This window comes from Streptomyces sp. NPDC055400 (assembly GCF_053644375.1).
The window spans coordinates 123463-149157 of sequence record NZ_JBSHLM010000021.1; the positions used below are offsets into that span (position 1 = coordinate 123463).

The 25695-nt window shown below is 70.9% G+C and carries 27 protein-coding genes; 9 read left to right on the forward strand and 18 right to left on the reverse strand.

Annotated elements, in window-relative coordinates; translation table 11 throughout:
• Positions 1-108 precede the first annotated feature (108 nt).
• From dprA to proS, 16 genes are all read right to left on the reverse strand, one after another.
• Positions 109-1269: a DNA-processing protein DprA gene (dprA, locus tag ACWIGU_RS40780; protein ID WP_454406877.1), complete on the reverse strand. Its 1161-nt coding sequence runs from the start codon at positions 1267-1269 to the stop codon at positions 109-111.
• A complete protein-coding gene (locus ACWIGU_RS40785; RefSeq protein WP_454406878.1) occupies positions 1266-2885 on the reverse strand; it encodes a YifB family Mg chelatase-like AAA ATPase in 1620 nt (539 codons plus the stop codon). The genes dprA and ACWIGU_RS40785 overlap by 4 nt, the downstream gene beginning before the upstream one ends.
• Positions 2885-3268: a YraN family protein gene (locus tag ACWIGU_RS40790; protein WP_100595079.1), complete on the reverse strand. Its 384-nt coding sequence runs from the start codon at positions 3266-3268 to the stop codon at positions 2885-2887. The genes ACWIGU_RS40785 and ACWIGU_RS40790 overlap by 1 nt, the downstream gene beginning before the upstream one ends.
• 106 nt (positions 3269-3374) lie before the next feature.
• Complete coding sequence (locus ACWIGU_RS40795) at positions 3375-3683, reverse strand: DUF2469 domain-containing protein (protein WP_003965949.1); 309 nt, start codon at positions 3681-3683, stop codon at positions 3375-3377.
• 55 nt (positions 3684-3738) lie between these two features.
• Entirely contained in the window at positions 3739-4260 is a 522-nt protein-coding gene (locus ACWIGU_RS40800) for an NUDIX hydrolase (protein ID WP_454406879.1), read from the reverse strand.
• Positions 4250-5005, reverse strand: coding sequence for a signal peptidase I (gene lepB, locus ACWIGU_RS40805; RefSeq protein ID WP_454406880.1), 756 nt, complete (start codon positions 5003-5005; stop codon positions 4250-4252). Before lepB (ACWIGU_RS40805) ends, ACWIGU_RS40800 begins: the two co-directional genes overlap by 11 nt.
• Before the next feature lie 59 nt (positions 5006-5064).
• The gene (gene lepB / locus ACWIGU_RS40810; protein ID WP_454406881.1) at positions 5065-5958 is read right to left on the reverse strand and encodes a signal peptidase I; all 894 of its coding nucleotides are present in this window, start codon (positions 5956-5958) and stop codon (positions 5065-5067) included.
• A complete protein-coding gene (lepB, locus tag ACWIGU_RS40815; RefSeq protein ID WP_454406882.1) occupies positions 5891-7027 on the reverse strand; it encodes a signal peptidase I in 1137 nt (378 codons plus the stop codon). The genes lepB (ACWIGU_RS40810) and lepB (ACWIGU_RS40815) overlap by 68 nt, the downstream gene beginning before the upstream one ends.
• Complete coding sequence (lepB, locus tag ACWIGU_RS40820; protein WP_454406884.1) at positions 7020-7718, reverse strand: signal peptidase I; 699 nt, start codon at positions 7716-7718, stop codon at positions 7020-7022. The genes lepB (ACWIGU_RS40815) and lepB (ACWIGU_RS40820) overlap by 8 nt, the downstream gene beginning before the upstream one ends.
• Positions 7719-7763: 45 nt before the next feature.
• Positions 7764-8114, reverse strand: a complete 351-nt coding sequence (gene rplS, locus ACWIGU_RS40825; protein WP_454406885.1) for a 50S ribosomal protein L19 — start codon at positions 8112-8114, stop codon at positions 7764-7766.
• A gap of 133 nt (positions 8115-8247) precedes the next feature.
• Positions 8248-9069, reverse strand: coding sequence for a tRNA (guanosine(37)-N1)-methyltransferase TrmD (gene trmD / locus ACWIGU_RS40830; protein ID WP_393586693.1), 822 nt, complete (start codon positions 9067-9069; stop codon positions 8248-8250).
• Positions 9069-9659 (reverse strand): ribosome maturation factor RimM, encoded by a 591-nt coding sequence (gene rimM, locus ACWIGU_RS40835; RefSeq protein ID WP_454406887.1) that lies wholly within the window; start codon positions 9657-9659, stop codon positions 9069-9071. The genes trmD and rimM overlap by 1 nt, the downstream gene beginning before the upstream one ends.
• Before the next feature lie 101 nt (positions 9660-9760).
• Positions 9761-10000, reverse strand: a complete 240-nt coding sequence (locus ACWIGU_RS40840; protein WP_014176063.1) for an RNA-binding protein — start codon at positions 9998-10000, stop codon at positions 9761-9763.
• Between the two features lie 2 nt (positions 10001-10002).
• Complete coding sequence (gene rpsP, locus ACWIGU_RS40845) at positions 10003-10443, reverse strand: 30S ribosomal protein S16 (protein WP_127829943.1); 441 nt, start codon at positions 10441-10443, stop codon at positions 10003-10005.
• Positions 10444-10697: 254 nt separating this feature from the next.
• Positions 10698-11294, reverse strand: a complete 597-nt coding sequence (locus ACWIGU_RS40850; RefSeq protein WP_454406888.1) for a hypothetical protein — start codon at positions 11292-11294, stop codon at positions 10698-10700.
• A gap of 269 nt (positions 11295-11563) precedes the next feature.
• A complete protein-coding gene (gene proS / locus ACWIGU_RS40855; RefSeq protein WP_454406889.1) occupies positions 11564-12979 on the reverse strand; it encodes a proline--tRNA ligase in 1416 nt (471 codons plus the stop codon).
• 232 nt (positions 12980-13211) lie between these two features.
• Between proS and ACWIGU_RS40860 the strand changes: the two genes are divergently transcribed.
• Complete coding sequence (locus tag ACWIGU_RS40860; protein WP_454406890.1) at positions 13212-14075, forward strand: SAM-dependent methyltransferase; 864 nt, start codon at positions 13212-13214, stop codon at positions 14073-14075.
• Positions 14076-14081: 6 nt separating this feature from the next.
• On the opposite strand, the gene ftsH is transcribed toward ACWIGU_RS40860, so the two are convergent.
• A complete protein-coding gene (gene ftsH, locus ACWIGU_RS40865; protein ID WP_454406891.1) occupies positions 14082-16100 on the reverse strand; it encodes an ATP-dependent zinc metalloprotease FtsH in 2019 nt (672 codons plus the stop codon).
• A 93-nt stretch (positions 16101-16193) separates the two neighbouring features.
• Between ftsH and yhfZ the strand changes: the two genes are divergently transcribed.
• The 8 genes from yhfZ to ACWIGU_RS40905 all read left to right on the forward strand — a co-directional run bounded on the left by yhfZ (position 16194) and on the right by ACWIGU_RS40905 (position 23908).
• The gene (gene yhfZ, locus ACWIGU_RS40870) at positions 16194-17132 is read left to right on the forward strand and encodes a GntR family transcriptional regulator YhfZ (protein ID WP_454406892.1); all 939 of its coding nucleotides are present in this window, start codon (positions 16194-16196) and stop codon (positions 17130-17132) included.
• A 102-nt stretch (positions 17133-17234) separates the two neighbouring features.
• Entirely contained in the window at positions 17235-17636 is a 402-nt protein-coding gene (locus ACWIGU_RS40875; protein ID WP_454406893.1) for a PRD domain-containing protein, read from the forward strand.
• Entirely contained in the window at positions 17633-17989 is a 357-nt protein-coding gene (locus ACWIGU_RS40880; RefSeq protein ID WP_356289699.1) for a DUF2620 domain-containing protein, read from the forward strand. The genes ACWIGU_RS40875 and ACWIGU_RS40880 overlap by 4 nt, the downstream gene beginning before the upstream one ends.
• 49 nt (positions 17990-18038) lie before the next feature.
• Positions 18039-19379 carry a YhfT family protein gene (locus tag ACWIGU_RS40885; RefSeq protein WP_454406943.1) on the forward strand — a complete coding sequence of 447 codons (1341 nt, stop codon included), beginning with the start codon at positions 18039-18041 and terminating at the stop codon, positions 19377-19379.
• Between the two features lie 38 nt (positions 19380-19417).
• Positions 19418-20368, forward strand: coding sequence for a phosphotriesterase family protein (locus ACWIGU_RS40890; protein ID WP_454406894.1), 951 nt, complete (start codon positions 19418-19420; stop codon positions 20366-20368).
• Positions 20369-20370: 2 nt separating this feature from the next.
• Complete coding sequence (locus ACWIGU_RS40895) at positions 20371-21507, forward strand: aminotransferase class V-fold PLP-dependent enzyme (RefSeq protein WP_454406895.1); 1137 nt, start codon at positions 20371-20373, stop codon at positions 21505-21507.
• Positions 21508-21509: 2 nt separating this feature from the next.
• Positions 21510-22673, forward strand: a complete 1164-nt coding sequence (locus tag ACWIGU_RS40900; RefSeq protein WP_454406896.1) for a YhfX family PLP-dependent enzyme — start codon at positions 21510-21512, stop codon at positions 22671-22673.
• Positions 22670-23908 carry a phosphopentomutase gene (locus tag ACWIGU_RS40905; protein ID WP_454406897.1) on the forward strand — a complete coding sequence of 413 codons (1239 nt, stop codon included), beginning with the start codon at positions 22670-22672 and terminating at the stop codon, positions 23906-23908. The genes ACWIGU_RS40900 and ACWIGU_RS40905 overlap by 4 nt, the downstream gene beginning before the upstream one ends.
• Before the next feature lie 66 nt (positions 23909-23974).
• On the opposite strand, the gene ffh is transcribed toward ACWIGU_RS40905, so the two are convergent.
• Entirely contained in the window at positions 23975-25528 is a 1554-nt protein-coding gene (ffh, locus tag ACWIGU_RS40910) for a signal recognition particle protein (RefSeq protein ID WP_454406898.1), read from the reverse strand.
• Positions 25529-25695: the final 167 nt, after the last annotated feature.

The window sequence follows — 25695 nt, forward strand, 5'->3', positions numbered from 1 at the left end:
GGGCGACTTGCGGGGTCACATCCGTCGCTGTACGTAACCGGGCCGAAACGCCAACGCCCCGTAATGCCAAGGGGTTCGGCCGTCATCCGGACGGCGCAACACCCTCCGTCACCGATCGCCTCCTTCCGGCAAGACAGGCTGGATCGCCTGGCGTGTCAACTGCCAGCCATCGCTGTGTCGTTCGACGAACCCCAGTGAGCGCAGTTCGTACAACCTCCCGATCGCGTCGTCGACTCCGGTGCCCGCCGCCCGGGCGATGTCCCCCGCCCCGACAGTTCCGCCGGCGGGCAGCGCCGCCAGGACCGCCGCGGCACCCGGCGCGAGCAGGTCGTGCGGCAGTACGGGTCCGCGCCGTGCCGGGGCGAGGTCCCCCATGTCCCCGACCAGCTCCATGACTTCCGCCGCGTCGGTGACGAGAACCGCCTCCCCGCGCAGTAGTTCGTTCACCCCTTCGGAGCGGGTACTCGTGACCGGCCCAGGGACCCCCATCGTGTGACGGCCGAGGCGCTGCGCCCACCGCGCCGTACCGAGAGCACCGCTGCGGTAGGCGGCCTCCACGACGACGGTCCCCCGGGTGAGCGCGGCGATCACGCGGTTACGGAGGATGAATCTGCTCCGCGTCGGGTGATCACCGGGCGGCAACTCCGCGATGACGAGCCCCTGTTCCGCGATCCGCTCGATCAACTGGACGTGGCCGCGCGGATAGGGCCGGTCGACCCCGCAGGCCAGGACCGCCACGGTGGCGCCGCTCGCACCGAGGGTCCCGCGATGGGCGGCCGCGTCCACCCCGTACGCCCCGCCCGACACGACGACGCTGCCGCGCTCCGCGAGCCCCGCACCGAGGCTCGCCGCCACCCGTGCCCCGTAGTCCGTGCAGGCCCGCGCCCCCACGACGCCGACGGACCGCAGCGCCCATATCCGCAGGGACGGCCTCCCCCGCACCCATAGGGCGACGGGCCGCGCGTCGCCGAGATCGTCCAGCTGGGCCGGCCACTCCGCGTCCCCGGGACACACGATCCGCGCGCCCGCGCCCGCCGCCCGCTCCAGGTCACGCTCGGGCAGCACGTCGGCCGCTCTGGCCCGCAGCCCCGCCCAGCGACCCTCGCTCACCCCGGGCAGCGGCTCCCCGTCCTCGACGATGCGCCGCGCCACCTCCACCGCCCCGAACTCCCTCAGCCACCGCCCCGCCGTCTCGTCGCCGGGCTCGACGATCCTGGTGAGGGCGGCCCTCGCGAGCCGGATCCCGTCGGAGACCTCCGCTGCGCTCATGCCGACCCCCCGAGGGCCATGGCCACACCGCGCGAGATCCCGGTGCGCAGCTGAAGGGCGAGCGCCACGTCCTGTGCGCGTGGCCGGTCCCGGCCGCAGAGGTCCGAGACGGTCCAGGCCACCCGCAGCACACGGTCGACACCGCGGGCGGTCAGGAAGCCTCGCTCCAGATCGGTCTCGACCTCGTCCATGGCCCCCGGCGCGGCGGGCCACCGGGTGCGCAGGGCATGCCCGGGCACTTCGCTGTTCGTCCGCCAGGGCGTGTCCGCGAGCCGTGCCGCGGCCCTCTCCCGGGCGGCCCGCACCCGCTCGCGGACGACGACCGTGGTCTCACCCTGTGCGCCGCTCCCGGTCAGCTCCGCACGCGTGACGGGCTCCACGTCCACCTTGAGGTCGACCCGGTCGAGCAGCGGCCCGGAGAGGCGCGCCTGGTAGCGGCGGACTGCAGCCGGCGGGCACTCGCAGCCGCCGCCCACGAGCGAGTGGTTGCCGCACGGGCACGGATTGGCGGCCAGGGCCATCAGGAAGCGGGCGGGCAGGCGCACCACCCCCGCGCTGCGGGCGATGATCACGTGGCCCGACTCCAGCGGCTGGCGCAGCGCGTCGAGTGCCTGGCCGCTGAATTCCGGCGCCTCGTCAAGAAAGAGCACCCCTCTGTGGGACAACGACACGGCGCCCGGCCGCGGCATCCCCTGTCCGCCGCCGACGAGAGACTGCATCGTCGCCGAGTGGTGCGGCGCGCAGTAGGGGGCGGCGTCGACCATCGGTTTGCCCGGCGGCAGTATGCCCGCCACCGAGTGGATGGCCGTCACTTCGAGGGCTTCCTCGCGGGTGAGCGGCGGCATGACCAGCGGCAGCCGCTCGGCGAGCATGGTCTTTCCGGCACCTGGCGGTCCCTGGAGGAGGACGTGGTGGGCCCCGGCGGCGGCGACCTCGATCGCCGTGCGTGCGGCGCGCTGGCCGACGACATCGGCCAGATCGAGGATGTGGGCGTCGTGCGGCATCCCGGCGAGACCCACGCCGAGGCCCTGGCCCGGGATGCTCAGGCCCGCGAGCATCGGGTCGGGGCGTCCGGTGTCGTCGGGCGGCTCGTCCGGGACCGGCTCGTCCGTCAGGACCGCGATGAGCTGCCGCAGGCTCCGTACACCGAGGACGGAGACGCCCGGGACGAGCGCGGCCTCGCCGGCCGAGCACTCCGGGACCACGACCTGTTCGTAGCCCGCGTCGGCCGCCGCGAGGACGGCCGGGAGCACCCCGCGAACGGGCCGTACGCGGCCGTCGAGTCCCAGCTCGCCGATCATCACGACCTCGGAGAGGACCCTCGGATCGATCCGCTCGGCCGCTCCCAGCACGGCGCTGGCGATGGCCAGGTCAAATCCGCTGCCGCTCTTCGGCACGGACGCCGGGCTGAGCCCCACCGTGAGTTTCTTCTGCGGCCACTCCTGGCCGGAGTTGACGACCGCCGCCCTGACCCGGTCGCGGCTCTCCGACAGGCTCTTGTCGGGCAGTCCGACCAGCGTGAACGCGGCGACCCCGGGCTCCAGGTCGGCCTGGACCTCGACGACCACCCCCTCGACCCCGACGAGGGCCACGGAGCATGTGCGCGCGAATCCCATCAGGCCACACCCCGCGCATGCTCGACGACAGGGGCGCCGCGCTCCGGCAGTAGGACCCCGACCAGATCGATGCGTACGCCGCCGGGTGGCGCTCCCCCGTGTTCCTGAACCCAGCGCTCCGCCAGGTCGCGCAGCCTCTGGGCCTTGACGGGGGTGACCCCGGCCATCGGATGCTCGAAGGACCCGGCGGGGCCGCCCGCCCTGCGGGTCTTCACCTCGCAGACGACGAGCGCGTCGCCCTCCCGGGCGACGATGTCGATCTCACCGGTCCTGCCCGCCCGCCAGTTGCGCTCGATGACCGTCATTCCGGACTCGGCCAGCCGGCGCGCGGCCAGCTCCTCGCCGTACTTTCCGAGTGCGCTGCGTGCCTTGGACGCGTTCATGTCGGCACCACCTCCGACGCCCACGCTGAGGCATGGACGCCGAAGAAGTGGATCTTGGTGAACTACTCACGGGTTGTGGATAACCCAGCCACCCGATCCAGCGAGCTCACCCACCCGGCAGCTCGAGATCGCTCTTGTTCAGCTCCTCGATGTTCACGTCCTTGAACGTGAGTACCCGGACCTGCTTCACGAACCGTGCGGGCCTGTACATGTCCCACACCCAGGCATCCGCCATGGATACCTCAAAGAAAACCTCACCCTGGACCGAGTGCACCTGCATCTCGTAGTCGTTGGTGAGATAGAAGCGCCGTTCGGTCTCAATCACGTATTTGAACAGACCGACGACGTCGCGGTACTCCCGGTAGAGCTTCAGCTCCATCTCGGTCTCGTACTTCTCGAGGTCCTCGGCGCTCATGGCATGTTCCCCTTCAGCCGTGCGTCCCCCTATTGTGCGTCAGCCCCGTACGCCTCTAGACGATTTCCGTGTCGAGGACTTCGGGACGACTCGGGGGACCCTCGTCGAGCAGCCGTTCCAGCAGCCCGGCGAGCCTGGTCGGGTACACCGTCTCATGTGCCTCGGCCAGTTCCCGGCACGTCCACCAACGTGCTCCGGCGACGCTGCGCCGTTCCAGCTCGGTCAGGCCCGCCCCGGTGATCTCCGCCCCGGCCACCGCGGCCGTCGTACGGGCCAGGAAGTACCACTCGTCCTGGTCCCAGCGCCGCCCGTCGAACGGGAAGGAGCAGGTGCGGCACCACAGGACCGGGCCGAGCTCGACGTCCGTGATGCCGGTCTCCTCCGCGAGCTCGCGCAGCGCGGCCTGCTCACGGGTCTCGTCACCCTCCAGGCCGCCGCCCGGGGTGAACCACCAGTCGTCGGCGGCGTCCCCCGGCTCGTGCCCGTGCAGCAGCAGAATGCGGTCGTCGGGATCGAGCAGTACGACCCGTGCGACCTTCCGCAGCTGCCGGCCGGCGCCGGGAGGCTCAGCCCGCAAGGGCCCGCTCCCCCGCCGACGCGCGCGACCTGCCGCGGCCCTTGCTCGCGCGCTTGGCGATCGGCCCGTACGCGGCACCGCCGAGCACCAGGACGGCGCCCGCGACCACGGCGGCCAGGACCAGCCTCAGGGGGCCCGGCTGGGAGAGCCCGCCCGGCAGCGCCTCGAAGCCGGTGGGCCGCGCGAGCATGCCGTCCATCGGCCAGGCCACGGCGTCGACCCGGGCGGCAACCGCGCTGCGCGGCACCGTTCCGTGGCTGGAGTCGCCGATGTGGACGCTGGAGTCGAGAGAGCCGCTGCGCTCGTCGCCGAGCAGGAAGAGGCGGCCCTCAGGGACCGTGGTGGTGGGGATCCCCGTGGCCGAGGGGCCCTGTCCCTTGGGGAGATACGGTTCGGCAATCTCCTTGCCGTTGACGGTCAGCTTGCCGGCCTCGCAGCAGGCGATCTTGTCGCCGCCGATGCCGACGACGCGCTTGACCATGGGCATGTTGCCCCACGCCGACTCCGTGAAGACGACGACGTCGCCGCGCTTGACCTCACTGCCGTCGATGCGCTGCGCGAGGACCCGGTCGCCCGCGCCGATCGTCGGCGTCATCGACTCGGTGGGCACGGTGTACGGCTGGTACACGATGGCGCCCCACACGAACCCGCCCAGGAACAGCACACAGCCGAGGGCCACGGCCAATCCCGACAGCGTGCTGCCGAGCCGGCCATGGCCCTCGTCCGTACGACGTGTCCTGCTCATCCCAGTTGCTCCCCGCCTCGGAGACTCGCCGTGGAAGATCGGCGATCTGGGACGGCACCCTACCCGGCGGTCTTCACCGCAGAAACCCTGGTGTTCCCCTGGGTAAGCCGACGCCTGCGCCACAGCACGAGCGGCGCGGCGCCCGCGAGCCCGAGCGCGCCCGGGGCCGCTCCCATCGCGGCGTTCAGGCCCGGCTGGTCGAACGTGTCCGGTACCGGCAGAGTCGTCCAGCGGGCGGGCGGCCAGGCGACCACGATCGCGCGGCCCACGACGTTGTCCACGGGGACGAAGCCCTGGTTGCTGTCCTGCTGGTGGTATCGGGAGTCCATGGAGTCCTGGCGGTGGTCACCCATGACCCAAACTTTGCCAATAGGTACGGTGATCTTGAACTTGCCGCCCACATTGTCGTCGGTGCACGGGGTGTTCCCCGGGTAGACGTACGGCTCGTTCAGCGCCTTGCCGTTGACCACGAGCGGTCCCGTGCCGTTGCACTCGATGGTGTCGCCGCCGACGCCGATGACGCGCTTGATGAGGTCCTTCTCGTTCGTGGACGGCATGAGGCCGATCCAGCCGAGGACCCGCTGCACCGGATTCGGCTCGGCCGTCGGCTCGTCCTTCAGCCAGCCGTCCGGGTCGTGGAAGACGATGACCTCGCCGCGCCCGGGCTCGGAGCCGAACCACGGCGTCAGCTTGTCGACGAGCACGCGGTCGCCGATCTGCAGGGTGTTCTCCATCGACGCCGACGGAATCGAGAACGCCTGCACCAGGAACGTCTTGATCACCAGCGCCAGGACCAGCGCGATGACGATCAGGAGCGGAAGCTCCTTCCAGAAGGAGCGGGGCTTCTTCGCCCGGCCTCCCGCCGTGCCGCCGTCACCGTGGGCGTCACCAGGGCCGTCGCCCCGGCCACCACCGTGCCCGTCGCCGTTCGCGGCGCCACTGTCGAGGTTCACGGCGCCCGTCGCGGCCGATGCCGCTCCGTCGTCGGATCGCCCGGGCTGCTCGTCGGGCCCTTGCCCTGACCGTGCGCCGACCGCCAAGTCCCCCACATCCACTCCTCACTCCGTGCCGCTGCCTGTCGTCCCATACGCGATGCAGGCCCACCACTCCCATAACGAGCGGGAGTTCCGCAGGGCTCGGGAGAGGGATCAATCCGTTCTGATCCTCGGAGGCCACCCTATGCGACGGTTGCCGGGCCGGGGCCGAACTGTTCTGCGCGGCGGCCACTGTCGCGTAGGTGTCCGGCTCCGGGAGCGTGCTCCAGTGGCCGACCGGCCAGGCGATGACGCGGGCGCGGCCGACGACCGACTTCTCCGAGACGGTGCCACTGAACGCCTCGGTGCGGTGGAAGCGCGAGTCGGCCGAGTTGGAGCGGTGGTCGCCCATCACGAACAGGCGCCCCTTGGGCACCTCGACCTCGAATTCGAACTTCGACGGCACGTCTCCGGGGTGGATGTACGGCTCGTTCAGGGGTGTCCCGTTGACCGTCACGCGGCCCTGCGTGTCGCAGCACTTGACGGTGTCACCGCCGACCGCGATGACCCTCTTGATGAGGTCGCGCTCGTCGTCGGAGGGCAGAAGGCCGATCCAGGTGAGGCCTTCTTTCACCTGCTTGACGCCGACGGGGGCGTCCTTCTTCGCGCCCTGTTCCTGTTCCAGCCACTTGCCGGGGTCCTTGAAGACGACGACGTCGCCGCGGTGCGGCTTGGCGCCGAACCACGGGGTGAGCTTGTCGACCAGTACCCGGTCGCCGATCCTGATCGTCTGCTCCATGGAGCCGGACGGGATCACGAAGGCCTGGACGAGGAACGTCTTCAGGACGAGTGCTATCAGCAGCGCCACGCCTATGAGGAGCGGGATCTCCTTGAGCGCGGAGCGCTGTCGGCGTCGCTTGACCTTGCGCGCCAGCCTGCGCCGCTCGGCACGGCCCGGCAGCGGCGGGGTGCCGGCGCGGCGCGTCCCGGTGGGCAGGCGGGTGTCACCGCCGCCCCTGCGGGAGTGGGAGCGTCCGCGGTTACCCATGAGCACCGCCGGGTGCCGGCACGCGCGCGTAGACGTCGTCATGGGACAGCGACCCCCAGTGGCCCGTCGGCCAGGCGATCCACTGGGCCCTGCCGATCACTTCGCCCACGGGGACCATGCCGCCGCCGGGCGCGCCCAGGTAGTCGCGTGAGTCCCGGGAATCGCCCCGGTGATCACCGAGCAGGAAGAGGGTGCCGTCGGGCACGACGAGGTCGAAGGGGACCTTCGACGGGGTGTTTCCGGGGTACAGGAACGAACTCTCGTCCAACGGTTCGCCGTTCACCCCGATCCTCCCCTTGCTGTCGCAGCAGACCACATGGTCTCCCCCCACGCCCACGACCCGCTTGATGTAGTCGGCGTCACCGAAGTACCCGGTCCCGTCGAAGACCACGACGTCGCCCCGCTGCGGCTCAGCACCGAAACGGTACGCCAACTTGTTTACGAGAACGCGGTCCCCGACCCTCAATGCGGGCTCCATGGAACCGCTGGGGATCTGGAAGGGCTGCATCACGAAGATGCTCAGCAGGAGCAGCAGAACGAGGCAGAGCAGCGCCGACAGGGTCAGGCGCCCGCCGGGGAGCCAGGACGCGGCCCACGGCACAAACGCGAAACGCGACCGCTCCTCCTCGCCCTCGTGTACGGAGGGTTGGGAGGCGCGATCGCGTTCCGTTGTCTGTGCTTCGGTGTCCATCGAGGCCAGATGCTATCCGGCCCGGCTGTGACCCCGTGCGCGAGCTCAGCTGTCGCGCTTCTCCTTGATCTTCGCGGCCTTGCCGCGCAGGTCGCGCAGGTAGTAGAGCTTCGCGCGACGCACGTCACCGCGGGTGACGAGCTCGATCTTCTCGACGATCGGGGTGTGCACCGGGAACGTGCGCTCGACGCCGACGGAGAAGGAGACCTTACGGACCGTGAAGGTCTCGCGGACACCGGCGCCCTGGCGGCGGATGACTACGCCCTTGAACTGCTGCACACGGGAGCGGTTGCCCTCGATGACCCGGACGTGGACGTTGACGGTGTCACCCGGGCGGAAGGCCGGGATGTCGCTGCGCAGCGACGCGCTGTCGACGGAGTCGAGCAGGTGAGACATGATCGTCTGCTTTCTTCACCGATGCCACAGGTCATCGGCGGGAGTGTTCGAAATGAGGATTCGGTAGCTGATCGCGTCGGGCGGGCGTCGTTCCCCCTGTGGCAGGGGCGCACGCTGGACGTACAGCAGCGGCCTATTCTTCCACGGCTTCGGGGTCTCGCCCAAATCGGCCGTCGGGGCCCGGCCGCCAGCCCAGGATGGAGAGCATCTCGCGGTCCTTCTTGTCGAAGACCGAGGGATCGCAACGCTCCACGAGATCGGGCCTGTTGCGGGTGGTGCGCCGCAGCGCCTCGTCCCGCCGCCAGCGCGCGATCTTGCCGTGGTGGCCGCTCAGCAGCACGTCCGGGATGCCCTGTCCGCGCCACTCGGGGGGCTTGGTGTAGACGGGGCCTTCGAGGAGGTTGGCCATGGCGCCGGGCGCGAAGGAGTCGTCCCGGTGGGACTCGGCGTTGCCGAGGACCCCGGGCAGCAGCCGCGCGACGGCCTCCGTGACGACGAGCACGGCGGCCTCTCCGCCGGCCAGCACGTAGTCGCCGATGGAGACCTCGTAGACCGGCATCCGGGTCGCGTACTCGTCGATGACGCGGCGGTCGATGCCCTCGTAGCGCGCGGGCGTGAAGACCAGCCAGGGGCGCTCGGAGAGCTCGACGGCGAGTTCCTGGGTGAAGGGGCGGCCGCTGGGCGTGGGGACGACGAGGGCGGGGCCGTGGGACCCGGTCTCGTAGCCGTCGGCGAGCACGTCGTCGAGGGCGTCGCCCCAGGGGCCGGTCTTCATGACCATGCCGGGGCCGCCCCCGTACGGGGTGTCGTCGACCGTGTTGTGCCGGTCGTACGTCCACTCCCTGAGGTCGTGCACCCGTACGTCGAGCTGCCCGCGCGCGCGGGCCTTGCCGACGAGGGAGACGTTCAGCGGGTCGAGGTACTCGGGGAAGATCGTGACGACGTCGAGCCGCATCAGGCGCCGCCCGCCTCGGAGGTCTTGCCGGAGTCCTCGTCGGAGCCCTCGCCGGCGTCGCGGCTGGAGACGATCTCGGCACGGTCGTCGATGAGACCGGGCGGCGGGTCGATGATCGCCCGCTGCTCCTCGAGGTCGATCTCGGTGACGATCTCCTCGACGAAGGGGATCATCACCTCGCTGCCGTCGGGGCGCTCCACGATGAACAGGTCCTGCGAGGGCAGGTGCGAGATCTCGGTGATCCGGCCGACCTCGACGCCGTCCGTGGTGACCACGTCCAGGTCCATCAGCTGGTGGTCGTAGAACTCGTCCTCGTCCTCCGGCAGCTCCTCCGGGTCCACCTCGGCGATCAGGAGCGTGTTGCGCAGGGCCTCGGCGGCCGTACGGTCGCGTACGCCCGCGAAGCGCAGCAGGAGGCGGCCGCTGTGCACGCGGCCGGTCTCGATCGTCAGCGGCCCCGTGGAGGCGGGGTCGGTGGCGAGCACGGCACCGGGGCCGAGACGCAGCTCGGGCTCGTCGGTGCGTACCTCGACGGTGACCTCACCCTTGATGCCGTGGGCGCGGCCGATGCGCGCGACTACCAGCTGCACGTGAACAACTCTCCTGTCATACGGCCACGGGCCGGGGACGGCCCTGAGGCCCTCCCCGGCCCGAGCCGGTGCTTCATCTGTCGCCGAACCGTTGGTCCGGCTCAGCGAACCTGGTCCACGTCGACGAGGTCGACGCGGACACCGCGGCCGCCGATGGCGCCCACGACGGTACGCAGGGCACGCGCGGTGCGGCCGTTACGGCCGATCACCTTGCCGAGGTCATCGGGGTGAACCCGGACCTCGAGTACGCGCCCACGGCGCAGGTTGCGCGAGGCGACCTGCACATCGTCGGGGTTGTCGACGATGCCCTTCACGAGGTGCTCAAGAGCCTCCTCGAGCATGCTCAGGCCTCGGTGGACTCGGTGGACTCGGCCGCCGGGGCCTCGTCCGCCTTCTTGTCAGCCTTCTTGGCCTTCGGGGTGATGGCCTCACCCTTGGCGTCGTCGCCCTCGAGACCCTTGGTGAAGGCCTCGAACGCGGCGCGCTTGTCCTTGGGCTCCGCGACGAGCAGCGGCGCGGGGGCCGGCAGGCCCTTGTGCTTCTGCCAGTCACCGGTGAGCTTCAGGATGGCCATGACCGGCTCGGTCGGCTGGGCGCCGACGGACAGCCAGTACTGGGCACGCTCCGAGTTGACCTCGATGCGCGAGGGGTTCTGCACCGGGTGGTACAGGCCGATCTCCTCGATGGCCCGGCCGTCACGGCGGGTACGGGAGTCGGCGACGACGATGCGGTAGTGAGGCGAACGGATCTTGCCCAGACGCTTCAGCTTGATCTTGACTGCCACTGGAGTGGTGTCTCCTGGTCTTGACGTGGTTGGGCACAACGGGATGCCACGTGGGGTTGCGGTACTCGGAGTGCCCGATGGACGCGTCAGCCGGAGGCGAGAGGGTTCCTATGCGGCTGTCGAGTACAGCTAGCCATTGTGCCATACGCCGAGGGGGCGGCCGAACCGTCCCCCGAGCTCTGAACGAGCAGCGAGGTGCCCCCGTCGAACGCCCCGCAGCAGGTCGGGCCCCCTGACCGAAGACCCGCCGGAGATCACCCGACGCCCGCGCCGACGGCCTCCGGGATGCGGAACGGCTTGCCGCAGCCGCCGCAGACGATCGGGGCCTGGGCGAGGACCGAGGGCACCACGCGCACATTGCGCCCGCAGTCGCAGACCGCCTTGACGCGGACGCCGCCCCCGGAGGAGCCGTGCCGCGCGGCCGGGCCGCGGAAGCTGCGCTTGGTGTCCGCGGCCGTGGCCACGGTGTGCGCCTTGAGGGCGCTCTTGAGCCGCTCGATCGTCGGCCGGTAACGCTGCTTCGCCTCGGGGTTGAGTGTCACCAGCGAGAAGCCGCTGCTGGGGTGCGGCTCCTCGGGGTGGTCGAGGCCCAGCTCTTCGGCGATGGCGAGGAATCTGCGGTTGTGGTACCGGCCGGCGCGGGAGGTGTCGCGTACTCCTCGGGCGGCGGCGATGCCATGGACTGCCTCATGGAGGAGTCGCTCGAAGGAGAGCTCGTGTCCGCAGGCGGACGACGACTCCCCGATCAGGGATTCGGGCGCGGCTAGATCTGGCAGCTCGGCGTGGTGCCGCTGAATGTCGGCCCACGCCTGTGCCAGCTCTGCGGCGAGAACAGGTGGTGTCGTGCTCACGTCGTGACAACGAGCCGGGATGCCTCTGTGTTCCTATTCCGGGGCATCCCAAATAATTTGCACGTACCAGTCAGTTGCCGCTCATGCGTCCGGACGAGGGCGGGTGCGCTGATCTGCGGAGAAGCCTCACAGCTCACACCAAGGTGGTGCGTAGGCATACGTACGCCCCGGCGCGTAGACGATGTCCGCACGCCGGGGCGACTGTGTCCGTCTGATGCGCAAGGTGCCTTTCGGCCTTCTCTCGCCGCTCGCTTCGCAGGTGCGGTGGCTCAGTACGCGCGTGCCACGACGGCGACGTTACCCGGCGCGTCGTCCGCGTCCGGCACCGCCCCGTCCTCGGTGACCAGACACCGCACGGAGACGGAGTGCTCGGCCAGTTCGGCCTCGCCCGCCTCGCCGAGGGTGGCCCACGGGATGCGGGCCCAGCCGCCCGATGTGGCGGCCTCGACGGCCTCGTCGACCGTCGTCACATCGGTCGTACGGGACTCACGGCGCTCGCGGGCCTGCTTGAGGAGCAGCGCCTGGTCCTCCTCGAGGACGGTGGGCAGCAGTGCGGCGAGCGCCTCGACGGCGACCGGCTCCTTGCCGCCGGGGATGCGCCTGGCCAGCATCGCCGTGCCGTTCTCGAGGTCGCGCGGGCCGATCTCGACGCGTACGGGCACTCCCTTGAGTTCCCAGTCGACGGCTCGGCGGCCGAACGGGGTGTCCGTGCGGTCGTCGACATGGACGCGGATGCCCGCCGCCGTGAGGGCGTCGCCGATCTCGTGGACCTTGGCCAGAACGGCGTCGTCCCCCTTGATGGCGAGCACCACGACCTGGGTGGGGGCGAGCCGGGGCGGGATCCGCAGACCGTTGTCGTCGCCGTGCATCATCACGAGGGCGCCGATCATGCGGGTGGTCGAGCCCCAGGAGGTCTGCCAGACCAGCTCCTGCTTGCCCTCCTTTGACAGGTACTGGGTGTGGAAGGCCCTGGCGAAGTTCTGGCCGAGTTCGTGGCTGGTGCCCAGCTGGAGGGCCTTGCCGTCGCCCATCATGCCTTCGAGCGTGAGGGTGTTGATGGCGCCGGCGAAGCGCTCCTGGGCTGTCTTGCGGCCCAGGACGACGTCCATCGCCAGGACGTCCCGCATGAAGTCCGCGTACACGTGCCGGTGGATGCGGGCCGCGAAGTCGCGGGCCTCCTCGTACGTGGCGTGCGCGGTGTGGCCCTCCTGCCAGAGGAACTCCGTGGTGCGCAGGAAGAGGCGGGGGCGCAGCTCCCAGCGGACGACGTTCGCCCACTGGTTGATGAGGAGGGGCAGGTCGCGGTAGCTCTGGACCCACTTCGCGAAGTACTCGTTGATGATCATCTCGGAGGTGGGGCGGACGACGGCGGGCTCTTCCAGCTCCTTGCCGCCGCCGTGCGTGACCACGGCGAGTTCGGGCGCGAACCCCTCGACGTGCTCGGCCTCCTTGTGGAGGTACGACTGCGGGATCAGGAGCGGGAAGTACGCGTTCTGGGTGCCCGTCTCCTTGATGCGGGCGTCCATGTCCTGCTGCATCCGCTCCCACAGGCCGTAGCCGTACGGTCGGATGACCATCGTGCCGCGCACCGGACCGTTGTCGGCCAGTTCGGCCTTGTTGACGATGTCCTGGTACCAGCGCGGGAAGTCCTCTGCCTGAGGCGTGAGAACGGGTGTCTTGGCCATGGCGCGCATGCTACGGCGCGATGACGCCCGCAAGGCAATGCATTTCCCCCGTACCGCCGCGCGCCGCAGGGACGCGCGCGGCGGCCGAAGGCCCTTGGGAACACCCCCTAGACGTGACGACGGATGCGGAGTTCTCTGGCATACGGGGGAACTGCGAGCGCACATGTACGGGGCGGGACGAACCGCAGGAACACGCCACAGCAGTAACTCTCGGCGGATTGGGGCGCTTTCGATGACACCTACGCTCGTGCAGCGGCACCTCCCCCACGCGGGGCGCGTGCCCCGCGTGGACCTGTGCGCACGCGCGCGTGACTGGGCGGAGATACAGGAACGGATGCTGGTCCCGCTCTACGAAGCGGTCTACGAACGACTGGAGGTCGGCGACGGGGCCGGCACCCGGCTTCTCGGCCTCGGCTGCGGCTCGGGGCTCGCCCTTTTGATGGCGGCGTCGCGGGGCGCGGCGGTCACGGGCGTCGAGGCGGCCGCGCCGGAGCGGCTCGCACTGGCCAGAGAGCGTCTCCAGGGCGAGACGCGGGGCACGCGCGCGCGTGGCGACACGCGACTGACCGAAGGGGGCCCCGAGGACGCGGCACAGCCGGACGATCCGCCGTACAACCTGATCACCGCGTTCCAGCCGGTCGGCTGCACGGCAGGCGACTCCGAGGGGCTCGGGGCGCTCCTTGAGTCGGCGTCGCCGTTCGCCGAGCGGGGTACTCCCGTGGTGCTGGCCGGCTGGGGTCCGCCGGAGCGGTGCGCGACGTCGTCGGTCCTGCGGGTCGCGACGAAGCTCGCCGATCCTCTGCGCAGTACGGGCAGTTGGCGGCCCGCGCTCCGCGACGACCTGGAGGAGGTCACACACCGGGCAGGGCTCAGGCCGGACGGCTCCGGCCGGGTCGCCTGTCCGTTCGGCTACGCGGACGTGGACAGCGCCGTGCGCGGGCTGCTGTCGACGGGGCTGTTCGACGCGGCGATCGGCGCGACGGACCGGTCCCAGGTCGAGAAGGAGATGACGGAGGCGCTGCATCCGCATCAGCGGCGGGACGGGACGGTATGGATGCCGAACGTGTTCCGCTACGTGATCGCGCGCACCCCGTGACGGGCCTCACTGGTCCGTCGCCGTCTCCTGGCCGTCCGTGTCCTGAGTTCCCTGAATCCGCTGCGTCCCCTGCGCCTCCTCGTCCTTGGTGAGGCGGATGACGCCGGCGACGCGGTAGGCCTCCGCCTCGTCGAGGGTCTCGTTCGCGAGGAGCGCCGCGGCCAGGGCGTCCAACTGGCCGCGGTGGTCGCGGAGTTTGGTGCAGGCCTCCTCGTAACACTCGTCGACGATGCGGCGCATCTCGTGGTCGATGGTGTCGAGGGTGTGCGGCGCGGCGGAGAGCCCGTACGCCTGCTGGGCGTCGCTCGGCAGGGCGGAGAGACGGCCGATGCGGTCGCTCATGCCCCAGCGGGCGACCATGCCGCGCGCGATGTTCGTGACCTGTTCGAGATCGTTCTCGGCTCCGGTGGTGACGACCCCGTATACGACGTCTTCGGCCGCCATGCCGCCGAGCGCGCCGATGATGCGGCCCCGCAGGTACTCCTCCGTGTAGGCGTATCTGTCGACGTCGGGCGTGGAGAGGGTGACGCCGAGCGCGCGGCCGCGCGGCACGATGGTGATCTTGCGGACGGGGTCGGCGCCGGGCTGGAGCATACCGAGCAGGGCGTGGCCGCTCTCGTGGTAGGCGGTGCGGCGGCGCTCCTCGTCCGGCATGACGAGGGGCCGTTCGGCGCCGAGCTGGACCTTTTCCAGCGCCTGGGAGAGGTCGCTCTGCGTCACCGCTTTCTGCTGGCGTTTGACGGCGAGGAGGGCGGCCTCGTTGGTGAGGTTGGCGAGGTCGGCACCGGTCATGCCCGGGGTCGTACGGGCGACCTGCAGCAGGTCCACGTCCGGGGCGAGCGGGATCTGCCGGGTGTGGATCTTGAGGATCGCCTCGCGGCCCCCGCGGTCGGGCGGGCTGACGCTCACGACGCGGTCGAAGCGGCCGGGGCGGGTGAGGGCCGGGTCGAGGACGTCCGCGCGGTTGGTGGCCGCGATGACGATGACGCCCTCGGATCCCGAGAAGCCGTCCATCTCGGTGAGGATCTGGTTGAGGGTCTGCTCGCGTTCGTCGTGGCCACCCATGGCGGAGCCGCCGCCGCGGGCCCGGCCGATGGTGTCGATCTCGTCGATGAAGATGATCGAGGGCGCCACCTTGCGGGCCTCGGCGAAGAGTTCGCGTACGCGCGAGGCGCCGACTCCGACGATCATCTCGATGAACTCGGAGGCGGACGCGGAGAAGAACGGGACACCGGCCTCGCCCGCGACGGCCCGGGCCAGGAGCGTCTTGCCGGTTCCCGGCGGGCCCGAGAGAAGGACGCCGCGGGGCATCTTCGCGCCCATCTCACGGTAGGCGTCGGGGTTCTTGAGGAAGTCGACGACGTCACTGAGCTCCCCCTGGACCTCGTCGATGCCGGCGACGTCCGCGAACGTGGTGCGCTGCATGCCGGGCTCGAGCTCGACCGGCTTGGGCGGCTGTTTGCGCCCGAGCATGCCTCCCCCCATGCCGCCGCCCATGCCCTGCCGCATCCGCCGCGCGATGAAGATCCACAGCACGACGAGCAGGAACATCGGGGCGAGCGAGATGAGGAGGTTGGCGAGGAAGCTGCGCTCCTGGACGACCGGTGAGGCCGTCACCACGACGTTGTGCTTCTCCAGATTCGCCCAGAGGTCGTCGTCCGCGAAGGACGGCCGCTGAGTCTTGAACTTGGTGTAGTTCTTGCTCGAGCTGTCACTGCCGTCGGGCGTTGGCTGCTCCTTCTTGAGCTGGCCCTGGATCGCGTCGCCCTTGGAGTAGATCTTGGTGACGTTGTTGTCGGCGACCTGCTTGCTGAACTCGGTGTACGAGATCGTCGGCTCGTTGCCCTTGCTGAAGAACGACAGCACGAGGTTGGCGATGACGTAGACGATCAGGGCGGTGAGGATGAGACCGCCCCAGCCGCCCGGCATCTTCTTCCTGGGCGGCTTCGCGGGCTGTGGAGGCGGGGCTCCCTCGGAGCGCCACGGCTGGTCGGTGCGGTCGCGCGGGGGTACGGGGTTGGCCACGCTTGCTCTCCTCCTGCCGTCACGCCTCCCGCCCATGACCGCACACATCCGGGACCCTTGCCAGTATCCAGAATCCTGATTACTGTCCGATCCGTGAACGGTTTCGACGAGCGCTTCCTTACGCGCAACGGCCTCGCGGCCCGCCAGCTCGCGGTCCTGCTGCTCAATCACGAGCCCGACACACGGCTGCCCCGGGTCCGCGACTTCGCCGAGGAACTGGGATGCGGAAACGGCACCGTTCAGGCCGCCCTGCGGCTCCTGGAGGAGTCCGGAGCCATCGAGACCGCCGCGCGCGGCCACCTGGGCACCTTCCTGGTCCGCTCCGAGCGCTCCGTACTGTGGCGCCTCTCCGGCCTCGGCACCCTGCTCGCCGCAATGCCCCTGCCCTACTCCCGCCGCTACGAGGGCCTGGCCACCGGCTTGCGTACGGCCTTCGAGGAGGCGGGCACCCCCTTCGCGATCACGTTCATGCGCGGCGCCGGCGCCCGGACCACCGCCCTGCTCGAAGGCAAGGTCGACCTCGTGGTTCTCTCGCGGTTCGCCGCCGACCGGCTGATCGAGGAGCATCCGGTGGAGCTGGTCGCCGACCTGGGCCCGGCCACGTACGTCGGAGCGCACGGGCTGCTGCTGCGCGAGGGCGCCTCGCTCGACGCGCCCGGCCTGCGGGTCGCCGTGGACCACACCTCCGAGGACCAGCGGATGCTCGCCGAGCGCGCGTTCGCCGGGCGCACCGACATCGAGTGGGTCGAGTCCTCGTACATGCAGCTGCGGGACCTGTTCGCGCAGAACCTGGCCGACGCGACCGTCTGGAATCTCGACGAGGCCCAGGGCCGGATAGGGATGGGCGGGGAGGTGCTGCCGCTGGGCGACGAGGTCACCCGCGATCTGTCCCTGCGCAACTCCAGTGCGGCCATCATCGGCAGGACCGAGGGCGCGAAGGCACTCTCCGCGGTGCGGGACGCGGTCGACCTGTCGACCGTGACATCACTGCAGGCCGAGGTGTTGCGGGGCGAGCGCGTGCCGTCGTACTGAACCGGCGGGGGTGGCACCCGGAGGATTCGGCCGCCGCCTGCGAGCTGAATATCCAGAATCCTGATTATTGTCGAATTGTCGTGGAGTCAGGAAGGAGATCCCATGGACGGCCAACTCGCCCTCCGCATCCGGCTGTTCCGCGAAGGCGGCCAGGTCAGGCCCGAGGTCGCCGACTTCGTGACCGCCGAGCTCACCGCCCTCGCGGAACGCGGAAACGAGGTCACCGAGCAGACCGCCGGCATGCTCACCAGCCATCTGATGATGGCGCTGACCCGGCTCGTCGACGGGGAGCCGATCGAGCAGTTCCTCACCGACGAACAGGTGGCCGCGGAGCTGGCCGGCCACCCCCGGGCCGTGGCCGGCGCCCGCGAGGTCGCCGCCCGCGCCCGCGAACAGCTCGGCGCCACCCTGCCCGACTCCGAAGTCAACTTCCTTGCCATGCATCTTGCGGTGCTGGCGGGACATCCATCACCCGACTCCCCACCCCCAAGGACCACTCCATGACAAAGATCCTCACCGGCGGCGTCGGCAAGGTCGAGGTCGTCGGGACCGTCAAGGCGCTCGCTCTCGACGGCGTGGACATCGTCGTCTCCAGCGACATGGACGCCGCGATGAAGCTCCGCGTGGGCCAGGCCGACTTCTACCTCGGCACCTGTCACACCGGCGCCGGCGCCTCGCTCGGCGTCCTCGTCGGGCTCATGGGCCGGCCCGCGTGCCACACCTTCGGGCGTTCCGTACCGACCGAGGACGAGGTCGACTCCCTGCTCGACCAGGGCAAGAAGGTCTTCGGCTTCTCCATGGACCAGATCGACGTCATCGCCCCCCTGATCGCCCGCGCCATCGCCGCGCGCGCCTGATCACACCAGGCACCTCCGCCCCGGGCACGAAGGAGATCCCGTGAGCCCCGTGAACACCACACTCGCCGCCGGTGCGAACCTCGACTTCTCTCTGGCGCAGCAGTTGACCGTGATCGCGCTCTGCGCGCTGACCGCGTTCATCTCGCACATGGCACTGGCCGTCTTCAACGACGGTGTACGCCCGTTCATGCTGGACTTCATCCAGGGCCGGTCGACCCGCAGCGCCACCACCGCGGTCTCCTTCGGGCTCTCCGCCGGGTTCATCTTCGGGCTCGGCGCGCCGATGGCCCTGTCCACCGGGGTGCTCAACCCGTGGCTGCTGTTCCTGCCCACGGACATCCTCGGGCTGCTCGCCCCGAAGAAGTGGCTCGCGCCGATCCTGGGCGGTGCCTGGGGCGCCGTCGTCGTGTTCGGCCTGAACGGCGCGAACGACGTGGCCCACGACCTGCCGGTCGACTTCCTCACCGCGATGCAGCAGATGTCGACGCCGATCCTCTTCCTGTTCACGCTGTTCCCGGTGCTGGCGATCACCAAGCAGTTCGGACGTCGGTGGGGCGGCGTCGCGGGCGTCCTCGAACTGGCCCTGGTCGTGATGACCATGAAGATCTGGCCCAACATGTTCGCGGGCGCGCTCGCCATGGCGGTCGGTGTCCTGATGCTCATCGGCCTCGCGGTCGCCAAGGACGTCCGGGAGCGCAAGGCCGCGCGGGCCGAGGGCGGCGGCGTCGAGGAAGTGGTCCTCGCGGACGACCCCATGGCGTCGCTGTTCAGCGCCAGCGCGGCGAGACTGCGCACGTTCCTGCCGCTGTTCATGGTGCTCGGAGCGGGTGTCTGTGTGCTCGCGCAGATGCACATATTCGGCGGTGGTGAGGCCACCAGCTTCCTGATCGCCAAGGGGCACTACAGCGAGGCCGCCCAGGTGGACTTCTACCGGGTGTTCGGCTTCATCCCGCTGATCGCGACGACCGCGCTCGCCTCGGGGGCGTACGGCATCGCGGGCTTCACGCTCGTCTACCCCATCGGCTATCTGCTGCCGAACCCGTTCCTCGCGGCCATCGTCGGCGCGGCCGTCTTCGCCGTCGAGGTGCTCGCCCTCTCCTACATCGGCAGGTTCCTCGGCAAGCTGCCGAGCGTGCGCGACTCGTCGGAGCATCTGCGCAGCGCCATCACCGACACGCTCCAGCTGGCGATCCTCTTCGGTTCGCTGATGGCCGCCAACGCCATGGGCGCCGGTCTCGGCATCCTCGTCGTCGGCGGGCTCTACCTGCTGAACGAGGCGATGGGCCGGCCGGTCGTACGGATGGCGGCCGCTCCCGCAGCGGTGATCGTCGGCGGCATCCTGCTCAACCTCCTGTACTGGCTCGACCTGTTCACCCCGATCAAGAGCTGAGGCCGGGTCCGTACGCCAGGAAGGAAACCCACCGCACCATGCACACCCCGCCCCTCCTCCGCACCGTCACCGGCCCGCTCCCCGCAACCGCCGTACGCGGCCCGGCCCTGGCCCACGAGCATCTGGTGCTCGACCTCGACCGGCACGGCAACGGTGCAGCGGTCCTCGACGCCGAGGAGCACGGACCGGCCGTCACGGGCGAACTGGCCGCCCTGCGCGAGGAGTTCGGCCTCTCCCTGGTGATCGAGCTGACCTGCCGCGGCATGGGGCGCGACCCGCGCGCCCTGGCCCGGATCTCCCGGGATGCGCAGGTCGCCGTCGTCGCGGCCACCGGCTGGTACTACGAGCCGTTCCACACGCCCGAGCTGGCCGGCGCGGAGGTCGGGCAGCTGGCCGACTCGCTGGTCCGCGAGATCGACGGCGGTCTCGGCGCGAGCGGCGTCCGGCCGGGCGTGCTCGGCGAGGTCGGCAGCCACGGTGACGTGCCCGGCGAGCCGGAGTCGCGTGCGCTGCGGGCGGCGGCGCGGGCCGCCGTCGCCACCGGCCTGTCGGTCGCCACGCACGCGCAGCTCGGCCGCGGCGGTCTCGCCCAGCTGGAGCTGCTCACCGGCGAGGGCCTCGTCCCGCACCGGATCTCGGTCGGCCACCAGGACCTCCTCGACGATCCGGCCGTGCACAAGGAGCTGGCCGCGAGCGGCGCGTACGTCGCGTTCGACACGGTCGGCAAGGAGGGCTACCAGAGCGACGACGTCCGGCTGCGGCTGCTGCTCGCCCTCCTGGAGGCCGGCTACGCCGACCGTGTCCTGCTCAGCTGCGACATCTCGCGCCACGGCTATCTGGAGCGCGAGGGCGGTCAGGGTTACGGGCATCTGTTCCGGTCGTTCCTGCCCCGGGCCCGTGCCGTGGGCGTGGACGACGGCCTGGTGGACCTGATGACGCGCCGCAATCCGCTGCGCTTTTTGACCGGCGCGAGCGCGGAGGAGATCTGACGATGACGCCCACCCACTCGGCCGCACCCGCGCTCCCCGAGACCTTTCCGCTCGCCACGGTCCCGGTCGACGAGGCGATGGCCCGGCAGTTCCGCCTGATCGAGTGCACCACCGCGCACTTCTCCGGCGAGGAACTGTTCAGCGCCGACGCGGGCGTCGTGCCGGGGCTCGGCCGGCCCCGCACGACCGCCAAGGCCGAGGCGGTGCTCGCCGACTTCTTCGGGGCCGAGGACGCCGCGTTCGTCCAGGGCGCGGGCACGGGGGCGATCCGTGCCGCGCTGAACGCCGCGGTGAGCGCGGGTGACCCGCTGCTGATCCACCGGGCACCGGTGTACCGGACCACCGAGGTCACGCTGCGCGGCATCGGCGTCCGTACCGAAGAGGTCGACTTCAACGACCTGGGCGCGCTGCGCGAGGCCCTCGCGTCGGGGCGCTTCCGGTGGGCGTACGTCCAGCACACCCGCCAGCGGCTCGGCGACTCGTACGACCCGGGCGAGGTGCTCGCCGCCTGCCGGGCGGCCGGAGTGCGCACGGTCGTCGACGACAACTACGCCGTGCTGCGCGTGCCCTTCTCGGGCGTCGAACTCGGCGCGGACGCCTCCTGTTTCTCGCTGTTCAAGCTGCACGGGCCCGAGGGCGTGGGCATCGTCGTCGGGGCGCGTGACCTCGTCGGGCGGGTCCGCGCGGACAACTACTCGGGCGGCGGCCAGGTCCAGGGTCATCAGGCGCTTGACGTGCTGCGCGCCCTGACGCACGTGCCGGTGATGTGGGCGGTGCAGTCGCGGGTGGGCGCCCAGGTCGCCGGGCGGCTCGCCGCCGGTGAGGTGCCCGGGGTCGCCGAGGTGCGGCTCGCGAACGCCCAGGACCGGTGTCTGCTCGTGCGTCTCGACCGACCCGTCGCGCGTGAACTCCCCGCTGTCGCCGCCCGGTTCGGCGCCGCGCCCTATCCCGTCGGCGCCAACTCCCGTTACGAGATCGCGCCGCTGTTCTACCGCATGTCCAGCTCGTCCCTCGACGACTCCCCCGGGCTCGCGGACTGGACGGTGCGGATCAACCCGATGCGGGCGGGCGCCGACCTCGTGATCGACATCCTGCGCCGCTCCCTCGACGTACTGAAGCACCACGCAAAGGACGACTGACCGTGTTCCTCGACAGTCTGCGCACCCGCAACCCGGAGCTCGTCGACGCCGCGGCCGACCTCCACCGGCGGGGCGCGATCCCGCCCGACACGTACGTCATGGATCTCGACGCGGTCGAGTCGAACGCCGCGCTGCTCGCCGCCGAGGCGGACCGGCTCGGGCTCACCCTCTGGTTCGTCGTGAAGCAGCTCGGCCGCAACCCCGAGCTGATCAGGGCGATCGCCCGGCACATCCCGAAGTACGCGGCCATCGACGCGCAGGAGGCCCGCACCCTGCACGCGGCGGGCGCCCAGGCGGGAAACCTCGGCCACCTCGTGCAGATCCCGCGCCGCTCGCTCCCCGAGATGCTGGCCCGGCGTCCGGAGACCGTGACCGTCTTCGACATCGACAACGCCCGCGCGGTCTCGGACGCGGCCCGCGCACAGGGCTTCGTCCAGGACGTCCTCGTGCGCCTCGAAGGGGCCGAGGGTGCGGTCTATCCCGGGCAGGAGGGCGGCGTTCCGCTCGGCGCGCTCGACGACTTCGCGGCAGCCGCCGAGGAGTTGCCCGGGGTACGGATCGCGGGCGTCACCGCGTTCCCGTGCGTCCTGTGCGACCCGGCGACGGGCACGCCACGCCCCACCGCCAATTTCGAACTCGCCGTCAAGGCAAGGGAGTTGCTCACCTCACGCGGGCACGAAGGCCTGAAGCTGAGCGCCCCGAGCGCCACCTCCATGGCCAGCCTCCCGCTCCTCGCCGGGCACGGCGCGACCCACGGCGAGCCGGGCCACTCGCTCACCGGGACCACGCCCCTGCACGCCCGCGACGCCGGCCAGCCCGAGAAGCCCGCGTACGTCTACGTCACCGAGGTCGCCCACACCCTCGCCGACGGCCGGCCCGCCGTGTTCGGCGGCGGTTTCTACCCCCGCGCGCACATCGGTTCGGCGCTGCTGCCCCGCACGGGCCGGCGCCTTGCGGTGCAGGACGCGCCCGCGGAGAACATCGACTACTACCGGCTGCTCGACGCGCCCGCCCCCGGCCGCGCCGTCGCGGCGGGCGACACGGCGCTGCTCGCGTTCCGCACACAGATCTTCGTGACCCGCTCGACGGTCGCGGTGGTGGCGGGCCTGTCGTCCGGGTCCCCGCGCCTGACCGGCCTGTACGACGCGCAAGGAAGGGCCCTGTGAGAGCCAAGACCGTCGTCGTCGTCGTCGACGGATTCGGTGTCGGCGCCATGCCGGACGCGGGGGCCCTGCGCCCCGGCGACCTGGCGGCGGACACCTGCGGGCATGTGCTCGACCGGTGCCGCGAGGCGTTCGGACGCCCGCTGCGGCTGCCCGCGCTCGGTGCGCTCGGGCTCGGCCTGGTCCATCCGCACCCGGACCTCGCGCGGCGCACCCATCTGCCGGTCGCGGCGGGCCGGGCCGGGCTCGGCTACCCCGGCGCGGACACGTACGCGGGTCACCACACGATGATGGGCGCCGACTTCAGCCAGGTGACGGTGGCGCGGCTCGGCGACCACCTCGACGAGGTGACGACAGCCCTGGAGACCGCGGGCCACCGGGTCGAACTCCTCGACGACAGGTCCCTGTTGGTGGTCGACGGGGTTGTTCTCGTGCACGACAACCTGGAGGCCGACCCGGGTATCAACTGGAACGCCTCGGGCCGCCTCGACGATCTGGGCTTCGACGGGATCCTCTCCATCGCGCGCACGGTGCGCGCGGTGGCGCCCGTCGCGCGGGTGATCGCAGTGGGCGGCCACGCGAGCGGGCCGCTCTCCGACTTCGTACGCAATGGGGACGGTGGCACGGTCGGTCTCGACACCCCGGCGAGCGGCTTCTACCGCAACGGCGGCCTTGAGGTGCGGCATCTCGGCGCGGGCCTCGACCACACGCGGCAGCTGCCGGACCTGGCGGCGCGGGCCGGGATTCCCGTCACGCTCGTCGGGAAGGCCGCGGACATCCTGGCCTGCGACGACGCGGTGCGGCGCCCGGCGGTGCCGACCGCGGACGTGCTCGCGCACACACTGGAAGCCGTCCGCGCGGAGGGCGACGCGCTGGTCGTGGCCAATGTGCAGGAGAGCGATCTGGCCGGGCACCAGCAGGACGTGGAGCGTTACGGGCACGTCCTGGAGCAGGTCGACGCGGGGCTCGCGGCGCTCGTCTCCCTGCTCGACGCGGACGGCGACCGGCTGATCGTGACCGGCGACCACGGGAACGACCCGACGATCGGCCACGCCTTCCACACCCGGGAGTTCGTGCCGGTGCTCGTCCACCGCCCGGGCGCGGCAGGTGTCGAGCTGCTGCCGGACGCGGGCAGCCTGGCGGACGTGGGCGCGACGGCCGCGGCGGCGCTCGGCCTCGATCCGGCGGGGCTCGCGAACGGCACGAAGATCAGTCGGGCGGCGGCGCGGGCCGCCTGACCCGCCCATGCGTAAGGGGCGCCCGCAATGGCGGGCGCCCCTTACGCATGTCTACGAAGTGGCCGGTCAGCCCATGAACTTCTTGAACTCGTCGGGCAGTTCGAAGTTCTTGTCCTGGTCGGCGGCGGGCAGACCGAACGCGTTGCCGCTCTGGCCGGCGGCCTCGCGGCGCGCGGCCTCTTCCTCTTCCTGCTGCTTGCGCTTCATCGGGTTGCCGGAGCGCTGCTTGCCCTTGGCCTGCTTCTGCTTCTTCTTCTGCCGGCCGGGGCCGCCGCCCATGCCCGGCATCCCGGGCATCCCCGGCATGCCGCCGCCCTGCGCCATGCGGGACATCATCTTGCGGGCCTCGAAGAACCGCTCGACGAGGTTCTTCACCGCGCTGACCTCGACGCCCGAACCACGGGCGATACGGGCACGGCGCGAGCCGTTGATGATCGTGGCGTCCGCGCGCTCGGCCGGGGTCATCGACTTGATGATGGCGGCCGTGCGGTCGACGTCACGCTCGTCGAGGTTGTTGATCTGGTCCTTCATCTGCGCCATGCCGGGCAGCATCCCGAGCAGCTTGGAGATGGAGCCCATCTTCCTGACCTGCTCCATCTGGGCCAGGAAGTCGTCGAGCGTGAAGTCCTGGCCCTTCTTGGAGGCCAGCTTGGAGGCCATCTTCTCGGCCTCCTGCTGCGAGAAGGTCTGCTCGGCCTTCTCGATCAGCGTGAGCATGTCGCCCATGCCGAGGATGCGGGACGCCATGCGGTCCGGGTGGAACGCGTCGAAGTCGTCCAGCTTCTCGCCGTTCGAGGCGAACATGACCTGGCGGCCGGTGACGTGCGCGATCGACAGGGCGGCACCACCACGGGCGTCACCGTCGAGCTTGGAGAGCACCACGCCGTCGAAGCCGACGCCGTCACGGAAGGCCTCGGCGGTGTTGACCGCGTCCTGACCGATCATGGCGTCGACGACGAAGAGGACCTCGTCGGGCGAGACGGCGTCGCGGATGTCCGCGGCCTGCTGCATCAGCTCCTGGTCGATACCCAGGCGGCCGGCGGTGTCGACGATGACGACGTCGTACTGCTTCTGCCGGGCGAACTCGATGGAGTCCTTGGCGACCTGGACCGGGTCGCCCACGCCGTTGCCCGGCTCGGGGGCGTAGATGCCGACGCCGGCGCGCTCGGCGACGACGGACAGCTGGTTCACGGCGTTCGGGCGCTGGAGGTCACAGGCGACGAGCAGCGGCGCGTGGCCCTGCCCCTTCAGCCAGTGGCCGAGCTTTCCGGCGAGGGTCGTCTTACCGGCACCCTGGAGACCCGCGAGCATGATCACGCTGGGCGGGTTCTTGGCGAACCGCAGGCGCCGGGTCTCGCCGCCGAGGATGCCGATGAGCTCCTCGTTGACGATCTTGATGACCTGCTGGGCGGGGTTCAGCGCCTGGGAGACCTCCGCGCCGGCCGCACGCTCCTTGACCTGCTTGATGAAGGCGCGGACGACGGGCAGGGCCACGTCCGCTTCGAGCAGGGCGATACGGATCTCGCGCGCCGTGGCGTCGATGTCCGCCTCGCTGAGGCGCCCCTTGCCGCGGAGGTTCTTGAATGTCGCTGCGAGGCGGTCGGAAAGAGTGTCGAACACGGCGGTCGCGAATCCTCGGGTTGAAGGGCGGGCGGACAGGTCGTCCTCCAGGGTATCCGGAGGTGTCCAGTGGGGTCTCCACCCCATTCGTACGAAGCGCTCCCGAGGCCGTACGAAGCGCCCCGGGGAGACCGGCGCCACAAAAAGCCGGTCTCCCCGTCGGCCTC

Excerpts from the sequence above, each read along its gene's own strand:
- proS (WP_454406889.1), bottom strand. The coding sequence starts at position 12,979 with ATGGCCAAGACACCCGTTCTCACGCCTCAGGCAGAGGACTTCCCGCGC.
- ACWIGU_RS40840 (WP_014176063.1), bottom strand. The coding sequence starts at position 10,000 with ATGCTCGAGGAGGCTCTTGAGCACCTCGTGAAGGGCATCGTCGACAAC.
- ACWIGU_RS40790 (WP_100595079.1), bottom strand. The coding sequence starts at position 3,268 with ATGAACGCGTCCAAGGCACGCAGCGCACTCGGAAAGTACGGCGAGGAG.
- ACWIGU_RS40880 (WP_356289699.1), top strand. The coding sequence starts at position 17,633 with ATGACAAAGATCCTCACCGGCGGCGTCGGCAAGGTCGAGGTCGTCGGG.
- lepB (WP_454406880.1), bottom strand. The coding sequence starts at position 5,005 with ATGAGCAGGACACGTCGTACGGACGAGGGCCATGGCCGGCTCGGCAGC.
- lepB (WP_454406882.1), bottom strand. The coding sequence starts at position 7,027 with ATGGGTAACCGCGGACGCTCCCACTCCCGCAGGGGCGGCGGTGACACC.
- ACWIGU_RS40895 (WP_454406895.1), top strand. The coding sequence starts at position 20,371 with ATGACGCCCACCCACTCGGCCGCACCCGCGCTCCCCGAGACCTTTCCG.
- dprA (WP_454406877.1), bottom strand. The coding sequence starts at position 1,269 with ATGAGCGCAGCGGAGGTCTCCGACGGGATCCGGCTCGCGAGGGCCGCC.
- ACWIGU_RS40890 (WP_454406894.1), top strand. The coding sequence starts at position 19,418 with ATGCACACCCCGCCCCTCCTCCGCACCGTCACCGGCCCGCTCCCCGCA.
- ACWIGU_RS40875 (WP_454406893.1), top strand. The coding sequence starts at position 17,235 with ATGGACGGCCAACTCGCCCTCCGCATCCGGCTGTTCCGCGAAGGCGGC.
- ACWIGU_RS40795 (WP_003965949.1), bottom strand. The coding sequence starts at position 3,683 with ATGAGCGCCGAGGACCTCGAGAAGTACGAGACCGAGATGGAGCTGAAG.
- rplS (WP_454406885.1), bottom strand. The coding sequence starts at position 8,114 with ATGTCTCACCTGCTCGACTCCGTCGACAGCGCGTCGCTGCGCAGCGAC.
- trmD (WP_393586693.1), bottom strand. The coding sequence starts at position 9,069 with ATGCGGCTCGACGTCGTCACGATCTTCCCCGAGTACCTCGACCCGCTG.
- lepB (WP_454406884.1), bottom strand. The coding sequence starts at position 7,718 with ATGGACACCGAAGCACAGACAACGGAACGCGATCGCGCCTCCCAACCC.
- ACWIGU_RS40785 (WP_454406878.1), bottom strand. The coding sequence starts at position 2,885 with ATGGGATTCGCGCGCACATGCTCCGTGGCCCTCGTCGGGGTCGAGGGG.
- ACWIGU_RS40860 (WP_454406890.1), top strand. The coding sequence starts at position 13,212 with ATGACACCTACGCTCGTGCAGCGGCACCTCCCCCACGCGGGGCGCGTG.